Below are 24,429 nucleotides of genomic sequence, written 5' to 3'. Positions count from 1 at the left end.
ATGACTTCTGGAGCGCCCGTCGCGTTGGGCCTTCCGGAGCTGCCGGTCCGACCCCTCGCCGAGCGCCGTCTCTCGCGGCGCATCGAGGTCGGTACGGTGGCCGTCGGCGGGGACGCGCCGGTGTCGGTGCAGTCGATGACGACGACGCGTACGTCGGACATCGGGGCGACGTTGCAGCAGATCGCGGAGCTGACGGCGTCGGGGTGTCAGATCGTGCGGGTGGCGTGTCCGACGCAGGACGACGCGGACGCGCTGGCGACGATCGCGCGGAAGTCGCAGATTCCGGTGATCGCGGACATTCACTTCCAGCCGAAGTACGTGTTCGCGGCGATCGATGCCGGGTGTGCGGCGGTGCGGGTGAACCCGGGCAACATCAAGCAGTTCGACGACAAGGTCAAGGAGATCGCGCGGGCGGCGAACGACGCGGGGACGCCGATCCGGATCGGGGTCAACGCGGGCTCCCTGGACGCCCGTCTCCTGAAGAAGTACGGCAAGGCGACGCCGGAGGCGTTGGTGGAGTCGGCGCTGTGGGAGGCGTCGCTGTTCGAGGAGCACGGCTTCCGGGACATCAAGATCTCGGTGAAGCACAACGACCCGGTGGTCATGGTCAACGCCTATCGGCAGTTGGCCGCGCAGTGTGACTACCCCCTGCACCTGGGTGTGACGGAGGCGGGTCCCGCGTTCCAGGGCACGATCAAGTCGGCCGTCGCCTTCGGCGCGCTGCTCTCCGAGGGCATCGGCGACACGATCCGCGTCTCCCTCTCTGCCCCGCCGGCGGAGGAGGTCAAGGTCGGCATCCAGATCCTGGAGTCCTTGAACCTGCGCCAGCGCCGCCTGGAGATCGTCTCCTGCCCCTCGTGCGGGCGTGCGCAGGTCGACGTCTACAAGCTGGCGGACGAGGTGACGGCGGGTCTGGACGGCATGGAGGTGCCGCTGCGCGTCGCCGTCATGGGGTGTGTGGTGAACGGGCCGGGTGAGGCGCGTGAGGCCGATCTGGGTGTCGCGTCCGGTAACGGCAAGGGCCAGATCTTCGTCAAGGGTGAGGTCATCAAGACCGTCCCCGAGTCGAAGATCGTGGAGACCCTGATCGAAGAGGCGATGAAGATCGCCGAACAGATGGAGGCCGCAGGCGTCCCGTCCGGGGTGCCCGACGTCACTGTGAGCTGAGAACGAACCAGTAAGGGGGCCCGAGCATGACCATTCTGGAGACGATCCGGGGGCCGCGCGACCTGAAGGCGCTGACCGAGGGCGATCTCGCCGAACTGGCGGAGGAGATACGGGAGTTCCTGGTGCACGCGGTCGCGAGGACCGGCGGTCACCTCGGGCCCAACCTGGGCGTGGTGGAGCTGACCATCGCCCTGCACCGGGTCTTCGAGTCACCCGTCGACCGCATCGTGTGGGACACCGGTCACCAGAGCTACGTGCACAAGCTCCTGACCGGCCGTCAGGACTTCTCGAAGCTGCGCGGCAAAGGAGGCCTTTCCGGCTATCCCTCGCGGGAGGAGTCCGCGCACGACATCGTCGAGAACAGCCACGCCTCCACCGCCCTCGGCTGGGCGGACGGCCTGGCCAAGGCCCGTGACGTGCTCGGCGAACGCGGGCACGTCGTCGCCGTCATCGGGGACGGGGCCCTCACCGGCGGCATGGCGTGGGAGGCCCTGAACAACATCGCGGCCGCCAAGGACCAGCCGCTGATCATCGTCGTGAACGACAACGAACGCTCGTACGCCCCTACCATCGGCGGCCTCGCCAACCACCTGGCCACCCTGCGCACCACCGACAGCTACGAACAGATCCTCGCCTGGGGCAAGGACGTCCTCCAGCGCACCCCCGTCGTCGGCCGCACCCTGTACGAGTCGCTGCACGGCGCGAAGAAGGGCTTCAAGGACGCCTTCGCGCCGCAGGGCATGTTCGAGGACCTGGGCCTGAAGTACGTCGGGCCGATCGACGGGCACGACACCAAGGCCGTCGAGTCGGCGCTGCGCCGCGCGAAACGCTTCCACGGGCCCGTGCTCGTGCACTGCCTCACCGAGAAGGGCCGCGGCTACGAACCCGCGCTCGCCGACGAGGCGGACCGCTTCCACACCGTCGGCGTCATGGACCCGCTCACCTGCGAACCCCTCGCCCCGTCCAACGGCCCCTCCTGGACCTCGGTGTTCGGCGACGAGATCGTCCGCATCGGCGCCGAGCGCGAGGACGTCGTGGCGATCACGGCCGCCATGCTGCACCCGGTGGGCCTCACCAAGTTCGCCGAGGCCTACCCGGACCGGGTGTGGGACGTCGGCATCGCCGAGCAGCACGCCGCCGTCGCGGCCGCCGGGCTCGCCACCGGCGGCCTGCACCCCGTCGTCGCCGTCTACGCCACCTTCCTCAACCGCGCCTTCGACCAGCTCCTGATGGACGTCGCGCTGCACCGCTGCGGGGTGACGTTCGTCCTCGACCGCGCCGGGGTCACCGGGCCCGACGGTGCCTCGCACAACGGCATGTGGGACCTGTCCGTCCTCCAGGTCGTCCCCGGCCTCAGGATCGCCGCGCCGCGCGACGCCGACCAGTTGCGCACCCAGCTGCGCGAGGCCGTCACCGTCGACGACGCGCCGACGCTGCTGCGGTTCCCCAAGGAGTCGGTGGGCCCCGCGATCCCGGCGGTCGACCGCGTCGGCGCCATGGACGTGCTGAGCCGCGGCCCCGAAGAGGGCGCGGGCACGGCCGCCGACGTGCTGCTCGTCGCCGTCGGGGTGATGGCACCGGTGTGCCTGGGCGCCGCCGACCTGCTGCGGGAGCGGGGGATCAGCGCCACTGTGGTCGACCCGCGCTGGGTCAAGCCCGTCGACCCGGCGCTGCCCGCGCTCGCGGCGTCGCACCGGCTCGTCGCGGTCGTCGAGGACAACAGCAAGGCCGCCGGGGTCGGCGCGGCGGTCGCGCTGGCCCTCGGCGAAGCCGAAGTGGACGTGCCCGTACGGCGGTTCGGCATCCCCGACCAGTTCCTCGCGCACGCCAAGCGGAGCGAGGTGCTCGCCGACCTCGGGCTCACCCCCGTCGAGATCGCCGGGAGCATCAGCGCGACCATCGCGCGCCAGCACGCCACCCGCGCGGGCGCGCCGGAACAGGCCGGTCCCACCGGCGCCGAGAGAGCCGGTGCGGCCGGCGAGGAGAACCCAGCATGACCAGCATGAGCAAGGAGTTCGACCTCGGCCGGCTGCTCGCCGAGCGCGGCGGTGAACGGTACGAACTGCACGCGCGGCACCTGAACCACCAACTGCCGCGCATGCTGCACACCATCGGCTTCGACAAGGTCTACGAACGCGCGGAGGGCGCCCACTTCTGGGACGCGGACGGCAACGACTACCTGGACATGCTCGCCGGGTTCGGCGTCATGGGCCTCGGCCGCCACCACCCGGTCGTGCGCAAGGCGCTGCACGACGTCCTCGACGCCTCCCTCGCCGACCTCACCCGCTTCGACTGCCAGCCCCTTCCCGGCCTGCTCGCCGAGCAACTGCTCACCCACAGCCCGCACCTGGACCGGGTGTTCTTCGGCAACAGCGGCACCGAGGCGGTGGAGACGGCCCTGAAGTTCGCCCGGTACGCGACCGGGAAGCCGCGCGTGCTCTACTGCGCGCACGCCTTCCACGGCCTGACCACCGGGTCGCTCTCCGTCAACGGCGAGGACGGGTTCAGGGACGGCTTCGCGCCGCTCCTGCCGGACACGGCGGTCCCGCTCGGCGATCTGGACGCCCTGCGCGCGGAACTGCGCAAGGGCGACGTCGCCGCGCTGATCGTCGAGCCCATCCAGGGCAAGGGCGTGCACGAGGCGCCCCCGGGCTATCTGCGCGCCGCCCAGGACCTCCTGCACCGGCACAAGGCGCTCCTGATCGCCGACGAGGTGCAGACCGGCCTCGGCAGGACCGGCGAGTTCTACGCCTACCAGCACGACGAGGGCGTGGAGCCGGACCTGGTGTGCGTGGCCAAGGCGCTGTCCGGCGGCTATGTGCCCGTCGGCGCCACCCTCGGCAAGGACTGGATCTTCAAGAAGGTCTACTCGTCGATGGACCGGGTCCTGGTGCACTCGGCGAGCTTCGGGTCCAACGCGCAGGCCATGGCGGCCGGGCTCGCCGTCCTCGCCGTCATGCGGGACGAGAAGGTGGTGGAGAACGCGCGGGTGACCGGCGAACTCCTGAAGTCGCGGCTCGGCGCGCTCGTCGACCGCTACGAACTCCTCCGCGAGGTGCGCGGGCGCGGCCTCATGATCGGCATCGAGTTCGGCAGGCCCACGTCCCTGAAGCTGCGCAGCCGCTGGACGATGCTCCAGGCCGCGCGCAAGGGCCTGTTCGCACAGATGGTGGTGGTGCCGCTGCTCCAGAAGCACCGCATCCTCACCCAGGTCTCCGGCGACCACCTGGAGGTCATCAAGCTGATCCCGCCGCTCACGGTGGGGGAGAAGGACGTCGACCGGTTCGTGGACGCCTTCACCGCCGTCATGGACGACGCCCACGGCGGGGGCGGGCTGATGTGGGACTTCGGCAGGACGCTGGTGAAGCAGGCGGTGGCGAACAGGTAGCCGCCGCGCGGTCCGCGGGGAGGCCGGGCGGGTCACCAGGAGAGCCGCCGAGGCTTTTGCCCCTGGGGCAAGAAAGTTGCCCCAGGGGCAAGGCTCTGGCTGAATCGAAGCATGAACCCTGCCGAGCCCGCGGGGCCCGCCCCGGAGCCCGGCGACGCCGCCGCCCCCCGGGCCGACGCCGTCGCGGATGCCCTGCCCGTCGTCGCGCCCCAGCTGAGGGACCTGCGCCGACGCGCCGCGCTGACCCTGGAGGCCGCCGCCCGCGCGGCCGGTCTCTCGCCCGCGCACCTGTCCCGCCTGGAGACCGGACAGCGCCAGCCGTCCCTGCCGATGCTGCTCGCGCTCGCCCGTACCTACGGTACGACGGTCTCCGAGCTCCTCGGCGAGACGCCTGCCGACCGGCACGCGGTCGTCCGCGCCCCCGACATGGAGCCCACGGCGGCCGGTGGCTGGACGTACTGGCAGGCGGGCGCGCCCGGCCGGGGCATGCAGGCGCTGCGGGTGCACGTCCCGCACGGCGCGCAGGGCGACATCGTGCGGGTCCACCCGGGCGAGGAGTGGCTGTACGTCCTCACCGGACGGCTCCGGCTCCGGCTCGGCGACACCGCGTACACCCTCGCCCCCGGCGACAGCGCGCACTTCGACTCGCTGACCCCGCACCGGATCGCCGCAGCCGACCACGGCGGCGCCGACCTTCTCTTCGTCCACACCCTGCTGCAGAGCCCGGCCACCGCGCTGTGCCTCGGCGGCCCCACCCAGGGAGACCGACATGACGGAATCTGAGCAGCCGCAGGCCCGCCCCGAGGAGGCGGCGCGGCCCGAGCGCCGCATGGTCATGCAGGAGAAGTTCCCGCGCGCCCTGTGGGTCCGGCTGATCATCTATGTGGCCGTGGGCCACGTGTTCGCGTTCTTCGTCTATCTGCTGTTCGTGCTCGGGGGCAAGAACCAGTAGGGGGCGGCGGGGCGAGGGGCCGCGCGGGTCAGTCGAGCAGGCGCTCGCGCAGCCGCTCACGCGTCTGCGCGCTGACGCCGAGGCCCCGCTCCAGATACGTGTCCGTGTCGCCCCACGTCAGCGCGATGGTCTCGAAGGCCGCGTCCAGATACTCGGCGCGGGCGTCGAACAGCGGGCTCAGGAGCTCCATCACCTCGGGGGACATCGCGTCCGCCGCGGTGCTGCTGCGGTGCACCTTGTAGCGGCGGTGCTTGGCGTTCGACTCCAGGTAGTCCGCCATGATCGCGTCGCGCTCCACGCCGACCGCGAGCAGCGTCACTGCTATGGACAGGCCGGCCCGGTCCTTGCCCGCCGCGCAGTGCATGAGGGCCGGCACGCTGTCCTCGGCCAGCGCGTGCAGGACCCGGCTGTGCTCGGCCGTGCGCTCCTTGATGATCGTCCGGTACGACGCGAACATCCGGCCCGCCGCCCTGCCGTCGGACAGGGCCGAGCGCAGCTGGTCCAGGTCGCCGTCGCGGACCATCTTCCAGAACTCGGCGCCGTCGGCGGGGTCCGTCAGCGGCAGATTCACGTTGCGCACGCCCGGCAGCGCCACGTCCGGGCCCTCCAGGCGCTGGTCGGCGGCGTTGCGGAAGTCGAAGATCGTGTGCAGGCCCAGCGAGCCGAGGAACGCGGCGTCGGCCTCCGTGGCGTGCGCGAGGTGACCGCTGCGGAAGAGGACGCCGTGGCGCAGCCGGCGGCCGTCGAGCGTCGGAAGGCCGCCCACGTCACGGAAGTTGCGCACGCCGGCCAGCTCGGGCTCGGTCGACGGGACCTGCTGCGTCACGGGGTCTCCTCAGGTTCGGGGGCGGCTTCGCGCGACCTCGCGGGCACACGGCCCGCCGCTGGTTGCGCCTTCGACGATACGACACGGGTTCCTGAGGCAATCAGCCCTGGTGCGGGGGTGCCCGGAGGTGCGCACGGGGGCGCGCCAGGGTGGCGTACGCGGGAGGTGCGCGGGCGTTGCCCCGGTGGTCGTATGGGCTCGAAGATGTGCGTACACGCGCGTGCCTGTTGAGATTTGTTTCCGCTTCTGTGGAGCTCTGGGGGTTCGATGATCGAGATCGGCGCAGACGGCCGGACCTGGCTCCTCTCGGGGCCCACCAGCAGCTACGCGCTGCGTCTCACGGACCGGGACGAGCTGCTGCACCTGCATTGGGGCCCGCGGATCGCACTGGCCGACGCCGAAGCGCTCGCGGCGGCGCCGACGCCCCCGGAGCGGCCCTTCGAGTCCCGGCTGGACGGCCGCGAGGAGTACCCGGTCGAGGGCGGCCCGCGGTTCGTGCGGCCCGCGCTCTCGGTGCGCGGCGGCGGGGTGCGCGGGACGGAGTGGCGGTTCCTGCGGTGGGCCGAGGGCGCCGACGGCGACCTCCAGCTGCACTTCACCGACGCCGTGCACGGCCTCCAGGTCACGCTGTCGTACCGGATGCGCGGTGACGTCGTCGAGCGGTACGCCACCTTGCGCAACGAACCGACCGGGGCGACGGAGCTGGAGGTGCTGCGGGCCGACGCCGCGACCTGGACCCTGCCCCTGCGCGAACGCTGGCGGCTCTCGCAGCTGCATGGGCGCTGGGCGGCGGAGTCCCGTCTCGTACGGTCCGCCCTCACGTACGGGGAGAAGGTCATCGGCAGCCGCCGCGGGCACACCGGGCACCAGCACCTGCCCTGGGTGGCGCTCGACGCGGACGGTGCCACCGAGGAGCGCGGCGAGGTCTACAGCTGCGCGCTCGCGTGGTCCGGGTCGTGGCGGATCTGCGTGCACCAACTCCCGGACGGCGCCGTACAGATCACCGGCGGCAGCGGGCACGACGACTCCGGACAGACGCTGCTCCCGCCCGGCACCTCGCTCACCACACCCGTCTTCGCGGGGCTGTGGAGCGACGGCGGCTTCGGCGCGGCGAGCCGGGCCTGGCACGCGTACCAGCGCGCGCACGTGATCCCGGACGCGGACGAGGTGCGGCCCGTGCTCTACAACTCCTGGGAGGCCACCGGGTTCGACATCTCCGAGGAGCAGCAGCGGGCCCTCGCGGAGCGGGCCGCGGAGCTCGGCGTCGAGCTGTTCGTCGTCGACGACGCGTGGTTCGGCGCGCGCGTGTCCGACCGGGCCGGGCTCGGCGACTGGACGCCCAACCCCGACCGCTTCCCCGGCGGGCTGGGGCCGCTCGCCGACCACGTGCACGCCCTCGGCATGCGGTTCGGGATCTGGGTCGAGCCGGAGATGGTCAACGCGGACAGCGACCTGTACCGCGCGCACCCCGACTGGGTGCAGCACCACCCCGGCCGGACCCGCACCGAGTTCCGCAACCAGCTCGTCCTCAACCTCGCGCGCGATGATGTGCGGAACCACCTCTGGGAACAGCTCGACGCGCTCCTGACCAGCGCGCCCGTCGACTACGTGAAGTGGGACTTCAACCGCTGCTTCAGCGACGCGGGCTGGCCCGGCGAGCCCTACCCACAGCGGCTCTGGGACGCCCATGTGCACGGCTTCTACGGCCTCCTCGACCGCCTGCGGGCGGCGCACCCCCAGGTCGCCTTCGAGTCCTGTTCGGGCGGCGGCGGGCGCGTCGACCTCGGCGTCCTCGCGCGCACCGACCAGGTCTGGACGTCCGACAACACCGACCCCCTCGACCGGCTCGCCATCCAGCACGGATTCAGTCAGATCCACCCCGCGCGGGTCATGGCCGCGTGGGTCACCGACAGCCCGAACACCCAGCTCAACGGGCGCGTCAGCTCGCTCGGGTTCCGCTTCGTCAGCGCGATGGCGGGTGTGCTCGGCGTCGGCGGCGACCTGACGCGGTGGAGCACGGCGGAGCTCGCCGAGGCGCGCGGCTGGGTCGAGCTGTACAAGGAGATCAGGCCCGTCGTGCAGCGCGGCGACCTGTACCGGCTGCGGGACCCCGACGGCGGCCTGTGCGCGGTCCAGTACGTCCTCGGGGACGACGTCGTCGTCCTGACCTGGCTTCCGGCGCAGGCGTACGGGCAGGAGACACCCCCGGTGCGGCTGCGGGGGCTGGATCCGGCGGCGTCCTACACGTGCCGGGAGACGGGGGCGGTCCATCGTGGCGCGGTGCTGCTGCACCACGGCCTGCGGACCGGGCTGCGGGGGGACCTGGCCGCGGCCGTGTTCCGGTTCCGGCGGAACCGAGAGGTCACGGGCGCGTATTCCGGGTTGGCGCAATCTTGACCAATGGCCTATCTCACCCCTCGTCAACCCCTTATTACGATGGCGTAGGTCACTTGTCGCCAGGAAAGATGTGACGACGTGACAGCAGAGTCGACACACTTCATCAAGAACGCACCTACGAACACCTTCACCTCCTACGCAGCGGTCGGCGACAGCTTCACCGAAGGGGTGGGGGATCCCGGACCCGACGGCACCTTCGTCGGCTGGGCCGACCGGCTCGCCGTCCTCCTCGACGACCGCGTGCCCGAGCACTCGTTCCGGTACGCCAACCTCGCCGTGCGCGGCAAGCTGCTCGACCAGATCGTCGCGGACCAGGTGCCGCGCGCCAAGGAGCTGGCGCCCGACCTGGTCACGTTCGCCGCGGGCGGCAACGACATCATCCGGCCCGGCACCGACCCCGACGAGGTCGCCGAGCGGTTCGAGCGCGCCGTCGCCGACCTCGCGTCCGCCGTCGGCACCGTCGTCGTCACCACCGGCTTCGACACCCGGGGCGTGGCCCTCCTCAAGCATCTGCGCGGCAAGATCGCCACGTACAACGGCCATGTCCGCGCGGTCGCCGACCGGTACGGCTGCCCGGTCCTCGACCTGTGGTCCCTGAAGTCCGTGCAGGACCGGCGGGCCTGGGACGACGACCGCCTCCACCTGTCGGCCGAAGGGCACACCCGCGTCGCGCTGCGGGCCGCCCAGGTCCTCGGCATCGAGGTCCCCGCCGACCCGGAGCAGCCCTGGCCCCCGCTGCCGCCGCGCGGCCCCCTGGAGGAGCGGCGCGACGACATCCACTGGGCGCGCGAGCACCTGGTGCCGTGGATCGGGCGACGGCTGCGCGGGGAGTCCTCCGGCGACCATGTGGCCGCGAAGCGGCCGGACTTGATGCCGCTGTAGGGCTGGGCCCCGGCGGCGGCATCGACCGGTGAAGTGACAGGGCGGGAGTGGCGGAGCCGGGCGTCGGCGCTCGGGTGCTGGGATGACGGCCGGCCGTCCCCTCGGGGCGGTGACCGGCACACCGGAAGGACTCCCGCCATGTCCGCGGCCCCGCGCCCGCCCGCCCCAGCTCGGCGCCTGCCTGCCCGAGCTCCGCGCCCGCCCGCCCGCGACGGGGACCCGGCTCCCACCGGCGCCGGGCCCGCCCGTGCCCCGCGTCCGCGCGGCTCGGTGCGCGCCCTCACGGCGGCTGTCGTCGTGCTCGCCGCACTCGGCCCGCCCTGGCCTCCGCGGCGCCGGGTCACGCCCTCGCCGCGCCTGCGCCCGCCCCTGTCCCCTTCACGCAGGCCGACCCCACGCCCTCCCCGTCCACCGTGACCGTCACCGGCACGGGCTCCGCGAGCGCCGCATCCGACCTGGCCGTCGTCGGCATGGCCGTGGAAGTCACCGCGCCGACCGCGGAGAAGGCCCTCGCCGCGCAGCACGCCGCCGCGAACTCCCTGCTCGACGCCCTGCGCGGTCAGCAGGTCGCCGAGCGCGACGTCCGTACGGACAGCCTGGAACTCTCCGCCGTCCACGACGACGGTGGCGGGGCCTCAAAGCTCACCGGGTACCGGGCCGCGCAGCGCTTCAGCGTGAAGGTGCGTGAGCCGCGTCGCACCGGGCGGGTGGTCAAGGCGGCGGTGGCCGCTGCGGGGGATGCCGTGCGGATCAACGGGGTGACCTTCGACCTGGCGGACGCGCGGCCCCTGCGGGCCGAGGCTCGGGAGGCGGCGCACGCGGACGCCCGGTCCAATGGACAGCCCCTCCGGCGTTCGAGGAGCGGGGTCCGGGGCGGAGCCGCGGTTTCGGGAGAGGGGCGGGACTGGGGCGCACCGCGAGGTCCGGGCCCCGGGGGGGCTCAGGGTTTCAAGGCCTCCGGGGCCACGCCGAGTTCGTGGGCCAGCGCCTCGTCCGCCCAGGCCCGCGCCCGTGCCCGGGACACGGAGCCGGGGTAGGCCGTCACCTGGACGGCGAGTCCGTCGAGGAAGGCCGTCAGGCGCAGAGCCGCGGCCCGCGGGTCGGGGCAGCGGAACTCACCCGCGGCCACACCCTCGGCGATGACGTCGGCGAGGGCCGCCTTCCAGCGGCGGTCCAGGTCCCGGGTGACCGACCGCAGCGCGGGCTCGCGCAGCGCCGAGGCCCACCCCTCGATCCACAGCCGCCACCCCTTGGCCGGGCCCGTCGGCGCGTACCAGCGCACCGCCGCCCGCAACCTGCGCACCGCCGACGTACGGCGGCCCAGAAGCTTGTGCAGATGCGCGAGGTCACCCTCGGCGGCATGCGCGAAGGCGGCGGCGACCAGCTCGTCCTTGGTCGAGAAGTGGTACAGGACGAGCGCGTTGCTCACTCCGAGCGCGGCCGCGACGTCCGCGATGCGCACGGCGGCCACCCCGCGTGCCTCGATCTGTTCGACGGTGGCGGTCAGCAGCTCCGCCCGCCGCTCCGCCACGCTCAACCGCACTCTTGTCACGCCGTGCACCCTACCTACGCGCGTCTCGCAGGGCGTATGCGCGGCGGGCGCGGTGCCCGCCGCGCGGCGGGCGTCACCGTGGCGCGTACCAGCCGAAGCGGTCCGTGATCTCCGGGAGGCGGTCCGCGGCCAGGGCGTGTGCCGCGGCCCGTGGTGTCGTACCGTCCCTGCGCGCCCGCGCGAGCACCTGCCCGACCAGCGCCCGCATGGCGCGGCGGGTGTGCGCGAAGGCCTCGTCGGCCAGGGCCGTTCCGGCGGCTCCCGCCGCGGCGCCTGTGCCGATGTCGCCGAACAGCGTCCACCACCACCACGCGTTCGTCGCCGAGTTGACCACCACGTCCGGCAGGACCTCGACGCCGCGCGCGGTGAGCAGCCGCTCCGCGTCCGCACGCACCGGCATGTTGGCCGCCTCCGCGATCCAGCGGGCCCTGATCCGGTCCTGGTTGGCGGTGTCGATCGCGTACGACACGGCGGCCGGTACGAGCACCTCCGCGTCGGCCGAGAGCCAGGCGTCGTCGGGGAGCTCGCGGTCGCCGGGGCGCAGCGCCGCGCGGTCGACGGTGCCGTACGCGTCGCGGGCGGCGAGGAGCGCCTCCACGTCCAGGCCGTCGGGGTTGGCGACGGTGCCCTTGATGTCGGCCACCGCCACGACCGTGAGCCCGGCCCGGGAGAGGAAGCGGGCGGTGGCACCGCCCATGGTGCCGAGCCCCTGCACGGCCACGCGCGCGCGGGCGGGGTCCGTGCCCGCCGCGTCGAGCGCGGTGAGCACGGACTCCGCGACCCCGCAGCCCCCGACCAGCGCGTCGAGGCCGACCCCGTCGACCTCGACGGCGAACGCGTCCGCGAGGCGCCGCCGGGCGGCCGCCTCGTCGTCGAGGAGCGGGTAGACGGCCTGCACGCAGGAGGTCAGACCGGCCTCGGCGGCGGCCCGGTCGACGACGTCCTGGGTCAGCCCCAGATCCTCGCCCATGGTCCAGAACTCCGCGATGTGGGGGCGCATCGCCCGCAGATAGCGCACGAGCACGTCGTACGCCGCCGGGTCCCGCGGATCGCAGTCGATGCCGCCCTTGGCGCCGCCGAGCGGGACGTAGCGGGCCCGCGGGTCGTAGTGCAGGGCCTCCTTCATCGTCATCCCGCGCGCGAGCCCGGCGACCTCCTCCAGGGTGCAGCCCGGCCGCATCCGCAGGCCTCCGCTGCACACCCCGCGCACCAGCCGGTCGACCACCAGGAAGCCGCGACGCCCGGTGACGTGGTCGGTCCAGGTGAGGGACAGCAGGGGCGGGGAGTCGGGGGACTGCGGCGTCGCGGACGCGGACATGGGGCGGCTCCTGCGGGTCTGCCGACGGCGGCCCCCCACCTGCGGGGGCACCACCGGCCGGTGCGCTGCCTGGCGTACTTCTTGCTACTGACTGGGCGATCAGTAGTCGGTGGTCAGTAGTACACCATGGCCCCTTGACCCGTGGCCCGTGGCCCGTGGCCCTCTGGCCTTCTGGCCTTCTGGTCCGGCGGCTCACACCGTGGGCCGGGACTTCCCCGCGGGTGCGTCGCGCAGGTCGCAGGACTCCTTGAAGCCCTGACTGGTCAGCCCCATCGCGGAGTTGAACCGCGAGCGCAGGTTCTCGACGGCCACCATCATGGTCAGCTCCACGTACGCGGCCTCGCCGAGGCGGCCGAGGAGCCGGGCGGCGAGTTCGTCGTCGACCTCCGGCGGATTCGCGGTCATCGCCTCCGCGTACGCCATCACGTCCCGCTCCAGCGCCGTGTAGGCGTCGCTCTCGCGCCACAGCGGTACGTCACGCAGCTTGCGCGGATCCATGCCGCGCCGTCGGCTCTCCCAGTGGCCGAAGTCCATGCACCAGGAGCAGCCGATCGCCGCCGCCGACGCCATCTCGGCCAGCGCCTTCAGGTCGGCGTCGAGCTTGCCGTACTTGGCGACGGACTGCTCGAAGCGCAGGTAGGACCAGAGGACGCGGCGGTTGTGGGCCATCGCCTTGCCCGGGTCGAGGACCTTGCCGTAGGTGCGCTTCGAGTACCACTCCATGGCGCGGAAGAAGAGAGTGCGGGGTGGGGTGAGTGAAATGCGGGCCATGGGGCCACCTCCGGTGCGTGCGCGGCGTGGTCTCGCCGTCTCGTGGATGAGACGGATCGAGGGCGGCCGGATGTGACATCGGGGCCCGGAGCGGCCCGAGGGCGGGTGCGAACGGCCGCCGGGGGCGGCCGGGCGGAGGCCGTGGCGCCCGGTCCGGCCCCGGCGGCCGTTGCCGGAGGTGGTGCACATAATGGGGGAAGCCTGAGCAATCCTGTTTCTGGAGGTGCCGTGTCCTGGTTCTCGAGCTCCCGGCTCCGCTCCCTGCGGCCCGCCGCCTTCGGCGCGGACCCCGCGGGGGAGCGGCTGGCGCGCATCCAGAGATCGCCCCACTTCGCGAACGGCTCGTTCCAGAACCCGCTGGGCGCCCGGACCAGGCCGTCCGGGTCCGCCATCGAGTTCGCCAAGATCTACTTCCGCAAGGAGGAGCGGGTCCGCCGCACCCCCTCCGAGCCGATCCCGGTGCACGCGACGACGCTCGCCGACCTCGCGAAGACCCCGGCGAGCGGCCTGCGGCTCACCTGGATGGGGCACTCCAGCGTCCTCGCCGAGATCGACGGACGCCGGGTGCTCTTCGACCCCGTGTGGGGCGACCGGTGCTCGCCGTTCGCCTTCGCCGGGCCGAAGCGGCTGCACCCGGTGCCGGTGCCGCTCGCGGCGCTCGGTCCCGTCGACGCCGTCGTGATCTCCCACGACCACTACGACCATCTGGACCTGCCCAGCATCAAGGCGCTCGCCGGTACGGACACGGTGTTCGCGGTGCCGCTCGGCGTCGGCGCCCACCTGGAGCGCTGGGGCGTGCCCGCGGACCGGCTGCGCGAGCTCGACTGGCACGAGTCCACGGACGTCGGCGGCCTGACCCTGACGGCGACACCCGCGCGGCACTTCTGCGGGCGCGGCCTGCGCAACCAGCAGCACACGCTGTGGGCGTCCTGGGCCGTGCGCGGCCCCGAGCACCGGGTCTTCCACAGCGGCGACACCGGCTACTTCCCCGGCTTCGCGGACATCGGCGCCCAGCACGGCCCGTTCGACGCCACGATGATCCAGATCGGCGCCTACGCGGACTTCTGGCCCGACATCCACATGCGTCCCGAGGAAGGCGTTCGCGCCCACCTGGACCTCCAGGGCGGCACCCCGCACGGCGTCCTGCTGCCCATCCACTGGGGCACGTTCAACCTCGCGCCGCACCCCTGGTCGGAGCCCGGCGAGGGCACCCTCGCCGCCGCCCGCGCCGCGGACACCGCCGTCGCCCTGCCGATCCCCGGCGAGCCCTTCGAGCCCTCGTCCGACGCCAGGCCCGAGGCCCCCTGGTGGCGCGCGGTCGCCCGGGCGCCGCAGGAGGCCACGGCCGGCGCCGCGAGGACGTGCGGCCGGAAGAAGCCGACGACGCCGAACGCGCCGGGGCACGAGGTCGCGGAGGTCGGCTGACCGCGGAGGCCGGTGCCAGCGAGCGGACCGCGCCGGACGTCGGCTGACCACAGGGCCGTGGGGCCACAGGGCCACAGGGCCACAGGGCCACAGGGGCACAGGGCCACAGGGGCACAGGGCCACAGGGGCACAGGACCATCGGGCCATAGGGCCATAGGACCGCAGGGCCCGCAGAGCCGGTCACCTGGGACGCCGCCCCGGGTTTGCCCGCCCTGCGTCCCTGCGTCCCTGCGGTTTCGTGCCCGCCCCAAGGCCTCCGGCTTCCTGCCCGCCCTGCGCCTCCTGCCCGCCCAGGAGTGGACATCCGTGCCGTTTCTCGCGCACCCGTACGAGCGTTTTCGCGCAGCCGTGCGACGCGTCATACCAGAGCGGGACCCCTGCTGCCGGAGTTTGTCAACTGCCCACCGCACTTGATGCGGTGACGACTACCGTGTGTGGCCGTCGGGCGACGCAGGGATCACATCACGGCCTGCCGGCCGGCATCGCGATGCCATCGACGAGGTGCCGCGGCGGACCGCCGCGACGTCTCGCCCGCACGTACCGAGGACGCAGATGTCTCACCTTCGCGCACCGGCAGCACGCGCAGACCGCCGGGAGAGCGGCCGGCACGGCAGGCCCGCCAGGAGCGCCGCGCCACCGCTGCCCGAGGCGCGCATACGGCCCCAGCTCCTGCGCATCGCCGTGCTGCCCGCCGTCGCCGTCGGCCTGTGCGGCAGCGCGGCCGTGCTCTTCCTGATCCGGGACACCGAGGCCCGGCCCCGGCTGCCCCTGCTCGCCGTGCTCGGCGCCGCCGCGCTGCTGGGCCTCGCCAGCGTCGTGATCGCCGCGGTGGCCGCCGAGCGGGCCGCGCGGTCCGTGCGGGACCGCGTCGGCGCGCTCCGCCGCGCCTCCGTACGCGGCCAGGCCGACCTGCGCGAACTCGTCGAACAACTGCGCCGGGGCGAAGCCCCGCCCGCGCCCGGGCAGCCGCCCGCGCGGCCCGTGGCCGAGGGGGACGAGTTCGGCTCCCTCGCCGAGGAGCTTTCCCGCGCGCACGACGGCGCCGTCACCGCCGTCGTGCAGGCGGCGCAGCTCTCCAGCCAGGCGGGCAGCGAGCAGAAGGTCGAGGTCTTCGTGAACCTCGCCCGGCGGCTCCAGTCCCTCGTGCACCGCGAGATCTCGCTCCTCGACGACCTGGAGAACACCGTCGAGGACCCCGAACTCCTCAAGGGCCTCTTCCACATCGACCACCTGGCCACCCGCATCCGGCGGCACGCGGAGAACCTGGCCGTGCTCGGCGGCGCCATGTCCCGGCGCCAGTGGAGCAGGCCGGTGACCATGACGGAGGTGCTGCGGTCCTCGATCGCCGAGGTCGAGCAGTACTCCCGGGTCAAGCTGGTGCCGCCGATCGACGGCACCCTGCGCGGGCACGCCGTCGCCGACGTCATCCACCTGCTCGCCGAACTCGTCGAGAACGCCACCGTGTTCTCCGCCCCGCACACCCAAGTCCTGCTGCGCGCCAACCTCGTGACCGCCGGGCTCGCCGTCGAGGTGGAGGACCGCGGCCTCGGCATGCCGCTCGCCGAACAGGCCCGGATGAACCAACTGCTCGCCGACCCCGACCAGGTCAACGTCGCCAGCCTGCTCCAGGACGGGCGCATCGGCCTCTTCGTGGTCGCCGCGCTCGCCCGCAGGCACGGCATCGCGGTACGCCTCCAGACCAACATCTACGGCGGTGTGCAGGCCGTCCTGATCCTGCCGCAGGGCCTCCTCGGCGCCGAGCAGGAGGACGTGCCTTCGGCCGCTCGCGGTGGAGCGGGCGGTGTCAGCGGTGCGGGTGGCGCCAGCGGTGTGGGTGGTACGGGTGGCGCGGGCGCGAGCGGTGGGGTGAGCGGCCTCGTGCCGGGGCCCCGGCAGGCCGCCTCGGGCTACGCGGGCCCCGCCTCCACCCCCACCCCGCCCCCGGCCACCGCCAACCCCTCCGCGTCCGCCCCGGACCCCGCCGGGAACCCGGCGTCGACCACCTCCCGGCCCCGGCACTCCGCGCAGCCCCGCCACTCCGCCCGGCGCCACACCCCGCAGACCTCCGCCCAGCCGCAGCCCCCCGCCCAGCAGCACTCACCCTCGTACCAGGAAACCCACACTCCCCAGGAATCCCTCGCCCCCCACCAGCCTCTTCAGTCTGACCACCCCTACCAGTCCCACGACCCCCTCGGCCTCCAAGAGACCGGCACGCCCCAGGAACCCGGCGCAGCTGCACCCCACACGTCCCACACACCACACACGCCCCCCGCCCCGCGGTACGGGCACGCCGGCGCCAACGGCACCCCGGGCGCCACGAACCCCACCGGCCCCGGCGCCACCACCCAGCCCGGCCCCCTGCCCGTCCGGGGCCCCCGCGGCGACCGGCCCACCCCCGCCGAGGCCGTTCCGGGAATCCGGCCCGAGGACCGGCAGAGCGCCATCGAGCACACCGCCACCCCGCCGCTGCCCCGCAACGGCGCGGTCCGCGGCCGGGTCGGCAGACCGCAGTTGCCCAAGCGCCGCGCCCAGGAACACCTGGCACCCCAGCTGCGCGACGCCCGGGCCCCGCGCGCGGACGACGAACACGTCGGCCACGACCCCGGCTTGATGGCCGCCTTCCAGCGCGGCATCGGCCTCGCCCAGGCCGCCGAGGTCCGCGACGTGCCCCGGGACGGCGCTGCCGGGACGAACCCCGGGCCCGGCCCCACCGCGACCGCCGACCGAGCAGGCCGCGTTGACCAGGGCGGCTGACCGCGGCGCCCGCGCGGACCGCGCCGAGGGCGCCGGGCGCGCCGCGGGCGCGCGCCGCCCCGGCCGCTCCGTACGCCCCCGCCGCGCCGATCAGGGCGACCGACCGCACCACCCCCGCCCCGTCTGCCCCAGCAGACCTCGAGAACTTCGAGAACCCCCGTACCTCAAGGAGTCGATCCACCATGGCGAGCGATGCGCCGACCGGCCAGGTATCCGATCTCGACTGGCTGATGAGCGGCCTCGTGCAGCGTGTCCCGCACACCCACAGTGCCGTCCTGCTCTCCTGCGACGGCCTCGTGAAGTCGGTGCACGGCCTCGACCCGGACAGCGCCGACCACATGGCGGCCCTCGCCTCGGGGCTCTACTCGCTGGGGCGCAGCGCGGGTGTCCGGTTCGGGGACGGCGGGGACGTGCGGCAGGTGGTCGTGGAGCTGGACTCCACGCTGCTCTTCGTGTCCACGGCGGGCTCGGGCACCTGTCTTGCCGTGCTCGCCGGGCGGGACGCGGACGCGGCGGTGCTCGGGTACGAGATGGCGATGCTCGTGAAGAGCGTGCGCCCCTACCTGGTCACAGCGCCCCGGCAGCCCGCTGTCGAGCCCGCGTCGATGAGGCACTGAGCGTGGGGCCCCCGCACGACGGGCCGTGGCTCGACGACGCCGCGGGGCGGCTCATCCGCCCCTACACGGTCAGCGGCGGGCGCACCAGACCGACGGCGCAGCTCGACCTGCTGTCCCAGGTGCGGACGACCGGCACCGTCCCGTCCGGCGATCTGGGCCCCGAGCACGCCCTCGCGCTCGGCCTGTGCGAGGCGCCCTTGTCGGTCGCGGAGATCGCCGCCCAGCTGAAGCTGCCGGCGGTGGTGACCAAGGTGATCCTGTCCGACCTCGTCGACTGCGGGGCCATCACCACGAGAGCCCCGGACTTCTACCACAACCCGACCGACCGGTCCCTGTTGGAGGCAGTGCTCGATGGACTACGACGACAGCTCTGACGCCTTCCCCACCGCGCTGAAGATCCTCGTGGCGGGCGGGTTCGGGGTCGGCAAGACCACCTTCGTGGGCGCGGTCAGCGAGATCGCGCCCTTGAGCACCGAGGAGTTGCTCACCACGGTCAGCGAGGGCACCGACGACCTGGCGGGCGTGGAGCACAAGACCACGACGACCGTCGCCATGGACTTCGGCCGGATCACCCTCGACCCGGCGCACGTGCTCTACCTGTTCGGCACACCCGGCCAGGAGCGGTTCTGGTTCATGTGGGACGAGCTGTCCGAGGGGGCGCTCGGCGCGGTCGTCCTCGCCGACACCCGCCGCCTGGAGGACTGCTTCGCCGCCGTCGACTTCTTCGAGCAGCGCGGCATGGGGTTCATCGTCGCCATCAACGAGTTCGACGGCGCCCACCGCTACGAGCCCGAGGAGGTGCGCGCCGCCATCGACCTCGACCCGCAGGTTCCGGTCGTCCGCTGCGACGCCCGCATCTCCAGCTCCGGCATCCAGACGCTCCTCACCCTCGTACGCCACCTGCTCGCCCACGCACCCGCCGCGCCCACCTTCGGAGCCCGCACGACATGACCCCTGGAGCACGCCGATGACGTACGAAGCGACCGGTCGGCTGCTGCTGACCCCGGTCGACAAGCAGGCGCCGACGCGTGTGCGACGGCTGCGCGAACTGGGCCTGGGGGAGCGGCCCGAGCCCGGACTCGACGCGTTCGCCGACCGGCTCGCGCGGGTCATGGACGCGCCCTACGCGATGGTCAACTTCATCCACGAGGATCAGCAGTTCTTCGCCGGGCTGCACCTGCCCGACGCGGCCGACCCGTACCCCGACGCGGCCGACCCGTACCCCGACGCGACCGAGCCGCACTCCGACGCGACCGAGGCCCCGGTCGGCGTCGTCGGCCGCCGCGTGGGCCGCGAGCGCGGCTACTGCCCGCACGTCGTGGTGCGCGGCCGGGCCCTGGCCCTCGAGGACGTGGGGGACTACCCGCGGTTCGCGGGCAATCCCGTCGTCGACGAGATCGGCATCCGGTCCTACCTGGGCGCGCCGCTCGCCGACCGGACGGGCCTGGTGCTCGGCACCGTGTGCGTCGCGGACGTGCGACCGCGGCCGTGGGGGCGCGCCGGACTCGACACGATCAAGGCGATGGCGACGGAGCTCGCCGAACGCATCCAGCGACGCGAGGACGACGGGGACGGGAACGCCCCCCTGTGACCGCCCGGCGCCCGCGACCGCGCCGTATCGCACCGCACGAGCCCAGCGGAGTCCGGGACCTCAGCACACGTGCCGTTCAGCGCACATGCCCCTCTGCGCACGTGCCCCTCAGCGCTCGTCTCCGTCAGAGCACCAGTTCTTCGCCGTCGGGGAACGTGACCCGCACCGTGTCGTCGCGCACGACGCAGCCGATCGCCTCCTTCAAGGCCCACGGCCGCACCTCGTCACGGCTGAGGACGACCAGGGTGACGTGGACGCTCGCTCCGCCCGGGTGATCGCGGGCCAACAGGTACGGCGTGGCCGAGCGGGGCCCGTAGGCGTTGGCCTCGACCTCCTGGACCGTGCCCGCCGCCTTCGGCCCGGCGCCCCACCCGTGCAGCCCCACCACGGCACTCGTCAGCCCCGCCTCCGTACGCGCGAGCGCCCACCCAGGCCCCTGCTCGACGTGCGGCGGCTCCCCGTCCGCCACCGCGAACCCGCCCTCGCGGACCGCCGCGCCCGCGGGCGCCCGCACCCGGTGGGCGCGGATCTCCCACGGTCCGTACAGGGCGCTGGTGGTGAGGATCGGGTACGTGTCGTCGGTGCCGGGGAAGCAGGCGTCGTGGCGGGAGGAGGCGACGCGGCCCGCGCAGGCCAGGGGGTGGATGCGGCGGCGGCGCGAGGCGGTGCCGTCCGGGGCGAGGAGCGCCAGGTGGCCGTCCACGGCGCGCTCCCACGCGCGCGGGGCGGTCTCGGGGGCCGTCGCGGAGGAGTAGGCGAACTTGGCGTAGTGCGGGTCGTCCGTCGCGGGGCCCTCGGCGTCCGTCGCGGGGTGGTGGTCGCTGCCGTGGTTGACCAGGCGGACGATGCCGTCGTGGCGGGTGCCGTGCAACAGCCAGCCGGGACGGGGCAGCGCCGTGAACTGGTCGGACTCCTCGACGGGCAGGGGGAGTTCACGGTCGGTCCACACCGGGTGGTCGGCGGGCAGGAGCAGACCGAGGAAGCCCTTGCTCGCCCAGTACGGTGACGCCGGCCCCGAGTAGGCCTGCGTGGACGGCAGATGGGTGCCGTACCAGCCGAGCGGCAGCAGCCCCCGCTCGTCCGGGACACCGCGCTCCACGAAGTGCCGTGCCGTGCCGGAGGCGAGGCGACGGGTCAGTCCGGGCGCGAGCGGCGAGCAGCCCGCGAGGGCGCCCATCCACACGGGCGCGGTCGCGGCGAAGCGGTAGGTGAGGGAGCGGCCCTGGTGCACGGGCGCGCCGTCGGCGCCGAAGAAGTGCGGGTACGCGGCGAGGAACCGGCCGAGGCGCTCGCGGTACACCGCGCCGCGCCCGCCGTCGTGCTCGGGGCCCGCCATCCGCGCCCACAGCAGGGGGTACAGGTGCAGGGCCCAGCCGACGTAGTAGTCGTAGTTGCGGCCGTCGCCGTCGCTGTACCAGCCGTCGCCGCGGTACCAGTCGTCGACACGGTCCAGGCCGCCGTCGATGTCGGCCTGCCGGTACGGCGCGCCCACCGAGGCGAGGAACTGCTCGGCCACGACCTGGAAGAGCCGCCAGTTGTTGTCCCAGGTGCGGGCGCCGACGAAGCCCGAGAGCCAGTCGACGACGTGCTCGCGCACCCTGGTGTCCAGGCGGTCCCAGAGCCACGGCCGGGTCTCGTGCAGCCCGATCGCGATGGACGCGGCCTCCACCATCTGCTGGGAGCAGTCGGTGAGTTCGGGCCAGGCCTCGCCGCCGCCCGTCCCGCCGTCCCGGTCCGTGCCCGCCTCCAGACCCAGCGCGTAGCGCTCCACGAGCGCGGGGTCCACGTCGCCGCCCGCTCCCGCGATCCGGAACGAGGCCAGCAGGAACGACCGCGCGAAGCCCTCGAGCCCGTCCGACACCACTCCCGACCAACTCCCGCGCCCCGGCAGCCGGTACTGCGCGAACCGCGGCGTCGCGTACGGCATCAGAGCCTGGAGCTGCCGGTCGGCGAGCGCCTCCCAGTGCGCGCGGGTCCAGCCGGTGAGCGGCGAGCGGACCCGGTCGGCGGGCGGGAGCGCGAGGTGGGGCGGAGCGGGGCGGTGCGGAGTCATGGCGGGGATCCTCGGATCGGAGGGGCGGGGAGTGCGATACGCCGTGGACAGCAAGCGTGTACTGCGGCGAGGCTGTACGCCAGAGGCTGTGAGGGAAGAAGTGCAGGGGGGTGACTGTGAGCAGCGCATGAATCGGGTAGCAAGCGTTTTCTGTTCGACGGCTCCGACGGCTCCGACAGCCCTGTACGGCCCTGTACGGCATCCACGCACCCGAAAGGCACCTCATGACCGACCTCCGTCTCGGCGTGCTCGGCTACGGCCTGCGCGGCTCCCTCGCCCGCACCGCCCACCGGCCCGGCGCGGGCTCCCGCGTCACCGCGCTCGCCGACCACGACCCGGCCGCCCGCACCGCCGCCGCCCTCGCCTTCCCCGGCGCGCGGATCTCCGCCGGTCACCGCAAGGTCACCGAGGACCGCGACGTCGACGCCCTGATGATCCTCACCCCCGACCACACACACGCCGAACTGACCTGTGAGGCGCTGCGCGCGGGCAAGCCCGTGTTCGTGGAGAAGCCCCTCGCCATCGACGTCGAGGGGTGCGACGCGATCCTGCGGGCCGCGTACGAGAGCGGCACCCGCCTCTACGTCGGGCACAACATGCGTCACATGCCCGTGGTCCGGCTGATGCGCGACATCATCGGGCGCGGCGAGATCGGCACGGTCAAGACGGTGTGGGTGCGCCACTTCGTGGGCTACGGCGGCGACTGGTACTTCAAGGACTGGCACGCCGAACGGCGGTACACCACCGGCCTGTTGCTCCAGAAGGCCGCCCACGACATCGACGTGCTGCACTGGCTGGCGGGCGGCTACGCCCAACGGGTGCAGGCGCTCGGCGACCTCATGGTCTACGGCGACAACCCGCACCGCCGCGCCCCGGGCGAGCCCAAGGCCGACGACTGGTACACCGAGGACGGCCACTGGCCGCCGCACACCCAGCGCGCCCTCAACCCCGTGATCGACGTCGAGGACGTGTCGCTGGTCAACATGCGCCTGGACAACGGCGTTCTCGCCGCCTACCAACAGTGCCACTTCACCCCCGACTACTGGCGCAACTACACGGTCATCGGTGACGCGGGCCGGCTGGAGAACTTCGGCGACGGACCCGGCGGCGTGGTGAAGGTGTGGAACAGCGGGAGGTCGGCGCACCGGGAGCGGGGCGACGCCGAGTATCCGGTGCCGGACGCCGAGGACGAAGCGGGGCACGGCGGCGCGGATCCGCTGCTCGTCGACGAGTTCGTGCGGTTCGCGCGGGACGGCGGTGCCACCGACACCTCGCCGGTGGCCGCGCGGATGGCCGTCGCGGCGGGCGCGCGGGCCACCGAGTCGCTGCGGGACGGCGGCGCGCCGCGCCCGGTGCCGGAGCTCGACCCGGAGCTGGTCGCCTACTTCGATCGGGGGCAGTCGCGCTAGTCCGTCCGGAGGCGGGAAGGCGCGACCTGCCTGCGGTCTGAAGGAAAGCTGCGGCCGCGATTAAGAAATCCTCGATGGACCCGCGCGGCGAGGTACGGAAGATTGCTGTGCGTCGGTGCGCGACCGGTGCGGGTCACCGGTACGGGATGTACAGGAGCTGTACGGGCCGCCGGCACCCCCCAGACGCACGACAGGAGCCGACGCGTGAAAGCGCTGGTCAAGGAGAAGGCAGAGCCGGGTCTCCGGCTGATGGACGTCCCCGAGCCCGAGGTGGGCCCCGGCGACGTCCTGATCAAGGTGTTGCGCACCGGGATCTGCGGCACCGATCTGCACATCCGGGCCTGGGACGGCTGGGCCCAGCAGACCATCAAGACGCCGCTGGTCGTCGGCCACGAGTTCGTCGGCGAGGTCGTCGCCACCGGCAGGGACGTCGCCGACATCAAGGCCGGGGACCTGGTCAGCGGCGAGGGCCACCTGGTGTGCGGCAAGTGCCGCAACTGCCTGGCCGGGCGCCGCCACCTGTGCCGCGCGACGGTCGGCCTCGGCGTCGGCCGCGACGGGGCGTTCGCGGAGTACGTCGCGCTGCCCGCCTCGAACGTGTGGGTGCACCGGGTGCAGGTCGACCTCGACGTCGCGGCGATCTTCGACCCGTTCGGCAACGCCGTGCACACGGCGCTCTCCTTCCCGCTGGTCGGCGAGGACGTACTGATCACCGGCGCGGGTCCGATCGGCCTGATGGCCGCCGCCGTCGCCCGGCACGCGGGCGCCCGTCACGTCGTCATCACCGACGTCAGCGAGGAGCGTCTGCAGCTCGCCCGCAAGGCCGGCGTCAGCCTCGCCCTCAACGTCGCCGAGTCGACGATCGCCGACGGCCAGCGCGAACTGGGCCTGCGCGAGGGCTTCGACGTCGGCCTGGAGATGTCCGGCAACCCGCGCGCGATGCGCGACATGGTCGCCAACATGACCCACGGCGGCAAGATCGCCATGCTCGGCCTGCCCGCCGAGGAGTTCGCCGTCGACTGGTCCCGCGTCGTCACGTCGATGATCACCATCAAGGGCATCTACGGCCGCGAGATGTTCGAGACCTGGTACGCCATGTCGGTGCTGCTCGAAGGCGGTCTCGACCTCGCACCCGTGATCACGGGACGCTACGGGTACCGCGACTTCCAAGAGGCCTTCGACGACGCGGCGAGCGGCCGCGGCGGCAAGGTCATCCTCGACTGGACCGTCTGAGCCCCGGTCCGGACCGTCCGCGCACCGGACCGCCTGAGCCCCGGCCCGGATGACCTGGGCCCCGGACCGGTCGGCCCGGTCCCTGGCTCCACCC

The 24,429-nt window shown here is 73.4% G+C and carries 21 protein-coding genes; 16 read left to right on the top strand and 5 right to left on the bottom strand.

What is annotated here, in order from left to right; genetic code table 11:
- From ispG to QUY26_RS05695, 5 genes are all read left to right on the top strand, one after another.
- Positions 1-1,167, top strand: a complete 1,167-nt coding sequence (ispG, locus tag QUY26_RS05715; protein ID WP_289944017.1) for a flavodoxin-dependent (E)-4-hydroxy-3-methylbut-2-enyl-diphosphate synthase — start codon at positions 1-3, stop codon at positions 1,165-1,167.
- A 26-nt stretch (positions 1,168-1,193) separates the two neighbouring features.
- Positions 1,194-3,164 carry a 1-deoxy-D-xylulose-5-phosphate synthase gene (gene dxs / locus QUY26_RS05710; RefSeq protein ID WP_289944016.1) on the top strand — a complete coding sequence of 657 codons (1,971 nt, stop codon included), beginning with the start codon at positions 1,194-1,196 and terminating at the stop codon, positions 3,162-3,164.
- Positions 3,161-4,555, top strand: a complete 1,395-nt coding sequence (locus tag QUY26_RS05705) for an aspartate aminotransferase family protein (protein ID WP_289944015.1) — start codon at positions 3,161-3,163, stop codon at positions 4,553-4,555. Before dxs ends, QUY26_RS05705 begins: the two co-directional genes overlap by 4 nt.
- A gap of 111 nt (positions 4,556-4,666) precedes the next feature.
- Positions 4,667-5,338 (top strand): helix-turn-helix domain-containing protein, encoded by a 672-nt coding sequence (locus tag QUY26_RS05700; RefSeq protein ID WP_289944014.1) that lies wholly within the window; start codon positions 4,667-4,669, stop codon positions 5,336-5,338.
- A 52-nt stretch (positions 5,339-5,390) separates the two neighbouring features.
- Positions 5,391-5,507, top strand: coding sequence for a DUF6126 family protein (locus QUY26_RS05695; RefSeq protein WP_289955497.1), 117 nt, complete (start codon positions 5,391-5,393; stop codon positions 5,505-5,507).
- A gap of 28 nt (positions 5,508-5,535) precedes the next feature.
- Here QUY26_RS05695 and QUY26_RS05690 read toward each other — a convergent pair whose 3' ends face one another.
- Positions 5,536-6,333 carry a tyrosine-protein phosphatase gene (locus QUY26_RS05690; RefSeq protein ID WP_289944013.1) on the bottom strand — a complete coding sequence of 266 codons (798 nt, stop codon included), beginning with the start codon at positions 6,331-6,333 and terminating at the stop codon, positions 5,536-5,538.
- A 267-nt stretch (positions 6,334-6,600) separates the two neighbouring features.
- Between QUY26_RS05690 and QUY26_RS05685 the strand changes: the two genes are divergently transcribed.
- The 3 genes from QUY26_RS05685 (at position 6,601) to QUY26_RS05675 (ending at position 10,649) form a co-directional block, all read left to right on the top strand.
- Entirely contained in the window at positions 6,601-8,730 is a 2,130-nt protein-coding gene (locus QUY26_RS05685; protein WP_289944012.1) for an alpha-galactosidase, read from the top strand.
- 78 nt (positions 8,731-8,808) lie between these two features.
- Complete coding sequence (locus tag QUY26_RS05680; RefSeq protein WP_289944011.1) at positions 8,809-9,612, top strand: SGNH/GDSL hydrolase family protein; 804 nt, start codon at positions 8,809-8,811, stop codon at positions 9,610-9,612.
- Between the two features lie 413 nt (positions 9,613-10,025).
- The gene (locus QUY26_RS05675; protein WP_289944010.1) at positions 10,026-10,649 is read left to right on the top strand and encodes an SIMPL domain-containing protein; all 624 of its coding nucleotides are present in this window, start codon (positions 10,026-10,028) and stop codon (positions 10,647-10,649) included.
- On the opposite strand, the gene QUY26_RS05670 is transcribed toward QUY26_RS05675, so the two are convergent.
- The 3 genes from QUY26_RS05670 to QUY26_RS05660 form a co-directional block, all read right to left on the bottom strand.
- Complete coding sequence (locus tag QUY26_RS05670; RefSeq protein ID WP_289944009.1) at positions 10,553-11,164, bottom strand: TetR/AcrR family transcriptional regulator; 612 nt, start codon at positions 11,162-11,164, stop codon at positions 10,553-10,555. The two genes, QUY26_RS05675 and QUY26_RS05670, sit on opposite strands and share 97 nt — an antisense overlap.
- 73 nt (positions 11,165-11,237) lie before the next feature.
- Complete coding sequence (locus QUY26_RS05665; RefSeq protein WP_289944008.1) at positions 11,238-12,482, bottom strand: Glu/Leu/Phe/Val dehydrogenase dimerization domain-containing protein; 1,245 nt, start codon at positions 12,480-12,482, stop codon at positions 11,238-11,240.
- A 192-nt stretch (positions 12,483-12,674) separates the two neighbouring features.
- A complete protein-coding gene (locus QUY26_RS05660; RefSeq protein WP_289944007.1) occupies positions 12,675-13,253 on the bottom strand; it encodes a carboxymuconolactone decarboxylase family protein in 579 nt (192 codons plus the stop codon).
- A 228-nt stretch (positions 13,254-13,481) separates the two neighbouring features.
- On the opposite strand from QUY26_RS05660, the gene QUY26_RS05655 reads away from it, so the two are divergent.
- The 6 genes from QUY26_RS05655 to QUY26_RS05630 all read left to right on the top strand — a co-directional run bounded on the left by QUY26_RS05655 (position 13,482) and on the right by QUY26_RS05630 (position 19,640).
- The gene (locus QUY26_RS05655) at positions 13,482-14,678 is read left to right on the top strand and encodes an MBL fold metallo-hydrolase (RefSeq protein WP_289944006.1); all 1,197 of its coding nucleotides are present in this window, start codon (positions 13,482-13,484) and stop codon (positions 14,676-14,678) included.
- A 552-nt stretch (positions 14,679-15,230) separates the two neighbouring features.
- Positions 15,231-17,432 (top strand): sensor histidine kinase, encoded by a 2,202-nt coding sequence (locus QUY26_RS05650; RefSeq protein WP_289944005.1) that lies wholly within the window; start codon positions 15,231-15,233, stop codon positions 17,430-17,432.
- A 182-nt stretch (positions 17,433-17,614) separates the two neighbouring features.
- On the top strand, positions 17,615-18,049 hold the full coding sequence (locus QUY26_RS05645; protein ID WP_030357202.1) for a roadblock/LC7 domain-containing protein: 435 nt from the start codon (positions 17,615-17,617) through the stop codon (positions 18,047-18,049).
- A 2-nt stretch (positions 18,050-18,051) separates the two neighbouring features.
- Positions 18,052-18,423 carry a DUF742 domain-containing protein gene (locus QUY26_RS05640; protein WP_289944004.1) on the top strand — a complete coding sequence of 124 codons (372 nt, stop codon included), beginning with the start codon at positions 18,052-18,054 and terminating at the stop codon, positions 18,421-18,423.
- Positions 18,401-19,000 (top strand): GTP-binding protein, encoded by a 600-nt coding sequence (locus tag QUY26_RS05635; protein ID WP_030357053.1) that lies wholly within the window; start codon positions 18,401-18,403, stop codon positions 18,998-19,000. The genes QUY26_RS05640 and QUY26_RS05635 overlap by 23 nt, the downstream gene beginning before the upstream one ends.
- Before the next feature lie 16 nt (positions 19,001-19,016).
- Positions 19,017-19,640 (top strand): GAF domain-containing protein, encoded by a 624-nt coding sequence (locus QUY26_RS05630; protein ID WP_289944003.1) that lies wholly within the window; start codon positions 19,017-19,019, stop codon positions 19,638-19,640.
- Positions 19,641-19,764: 124 nt separating this feature from the next.
- Here the strand turns inward: QUY26_RS05630 and QUY26_RS05625 are convergent, their stop codons facing one another.
- Positions 19,765-21,693 carry a DUF2264 domain-containing protein gene (locus QUY26_RS05625; protein ID WP_289944002.1) on the bottom strand — a complete coding sequence of 643 codons (1,929 nt, stop codon included), beginning with the start codon at positions 21,691-21,693 and terminating at the stop codon, positions 19,765-19,767.
- A gap of 224 nt (positions 21,694-21,917) precedes the next feature.
- Here QUY26_RS05625 and QUY26_RS05620 point away from each other — a divergent pair, with 224 nt between their 5' ends.
- Both QUY26_RS05620 and tdh read left to right on the top strand, forming a co-directional pair.
- The gene (locus QUY26_RS05620; protein WP_289944001.1) at positions 21,918-23,102 is read left to right on the top strand and encodes a Gfo/Idh/MocA family protein; all 1,185 of its coding nucleotides are present in this window, start codon (positions 21,918-21,920) and stop codon (positions 23,100-23,102) included.
- Positions 23,103-23,306: 204 nt separating this feature from the next.
- Entirely contained in the window at positions 23,307-24,335 is a 1,029-nt protein-coding gene (gene tdh, locus QUY26_RS05615; protein WP_289944000.1) for an L-threonine 3-dehydrogenase, read from the top strand.
- Positions 24,336-24,429 lie beyond the last annotated feature (94 nt).

The organism is Streptomyces flavofungini (assembly GCF_030388665.1).
Classification (GTDB): domain Bacteria; phylum Actinomycetota; class Actinomycetes; order Streptomycetales; family Streptomycetaceae; genus Streptomyces; species Streptomyces flavofungini_A.
Note: the sequence above shows the minus strand (reverse complement) of the source record. Positions and strands in the feature narration are given on the sequence as shown.

What these genes read in the sequence shown, in the direction of transcription:
- QUY26_RS05635 (WP_030357053.1), top strand. Translation starts at nt 18,401, where the DNA reads ATGGACTACGACGACAGCTCTGACGCCTTCCCCACCGCGCTGAAGATC.
- QUY26_RS05695 (WP_289955497.1), top strand. Translation starts at nt 5,391, where the DNA reads ATGCAGGAGAAGTTCCCGCGCGCCCTGTGGGTCCGGCTGATCATCTAT.
- QUY26_RS05645 (WP_030357202.1), top strand. Translation starts at nt 17,615, where the DNA reads ATGGCGAGCGATGCGCCGACCGGCCAGGTATCCGATCTCGACTGGCTG.
- QUY26_RS05665 (WP_289944008.1), bottom strand. Translation starts at nt 12,482, where the DNA reads ATGTCCGCGTCCGCGACGCCGCAGTCCCCCGACTCCCCGCCCCTGCTG.
- QUY26_RS05705 (WP_289944015.1), top strand. Translation starts at nt 3,161, where the DNA reads ATGACCAGCATGAGCAAGGAGTTCGACCTCGGCCGGCTGCTCGCCGAG.
- QUY26_RS05630 (WP_289944003.1), top strand. Translation starts at nt 19,017, where the DNA reads ATGACGTACGAAGCGACCGGTCGGCTGCTGCTGACCCCGGTCGACAAG.
- dxs (WP_289944016.1), top strand. Translation starts at nt 1,194, where the DNA reads ATGACCATTCTGGAGACGATCCGGGGGCCGCGCGACCTGAAGGCGCTG.
- QUY26_RS05660 (WP_289944007.1), bottom strand. Translation starts at nt 13,253, where the DNA reads ATGGCCCGCATTTCACTCACCCCACCCCGCACTCTCTTCTTCCGCGCC.
- ispG (WP_289944017.1), top strand. Translation starts at nt 1, where the DNA reads ATGACTTCTGGAGCGCCCGTCGCGTTGGGCCTTCCGGAGCTGCCGGTC.
- QUY26_RS05620 (WP_289944001.1), top strand. Translation starts at nt 21,918, where the DNA reads ATGACCGACCTCCGTCTCGGCGTGCTCGGCTACGGCCTGCGCGGCTCC.
- QUY26_RS05700 (WP_289944014.1), top strand. Translation starts at nt 4,667, where the DNA reads ATGAACCCTGCCGAGCCCGCGGGGCCCGCCCCGGAGCCCGGCGACGCC.
- QUY26_RS05650 (WP_289944005.1), top strand. Translation starts at nt 15,231, where the DNA reads ATGTCTCACCTTCGCGCACCGGCAGCACGCGCAGACCGCCGGGAGAGC.
- QUY26_RS05685 (WP_289944012.1), top strand. Translation starts at nt 6,601, where the DNA reads ATGATCGAGATCGGCGCAGACGGCCGGACCTGGCTCCTCTCGGGGCCC.
- QUY26_RS05625 (WP_289944002.1), bottom strand. Translation starts at nt 21,693, where the DNA reads ATGACTCCGCACCGCCCCGCTCCGCCCCACCTCGCGCTCCCGCCCGCC.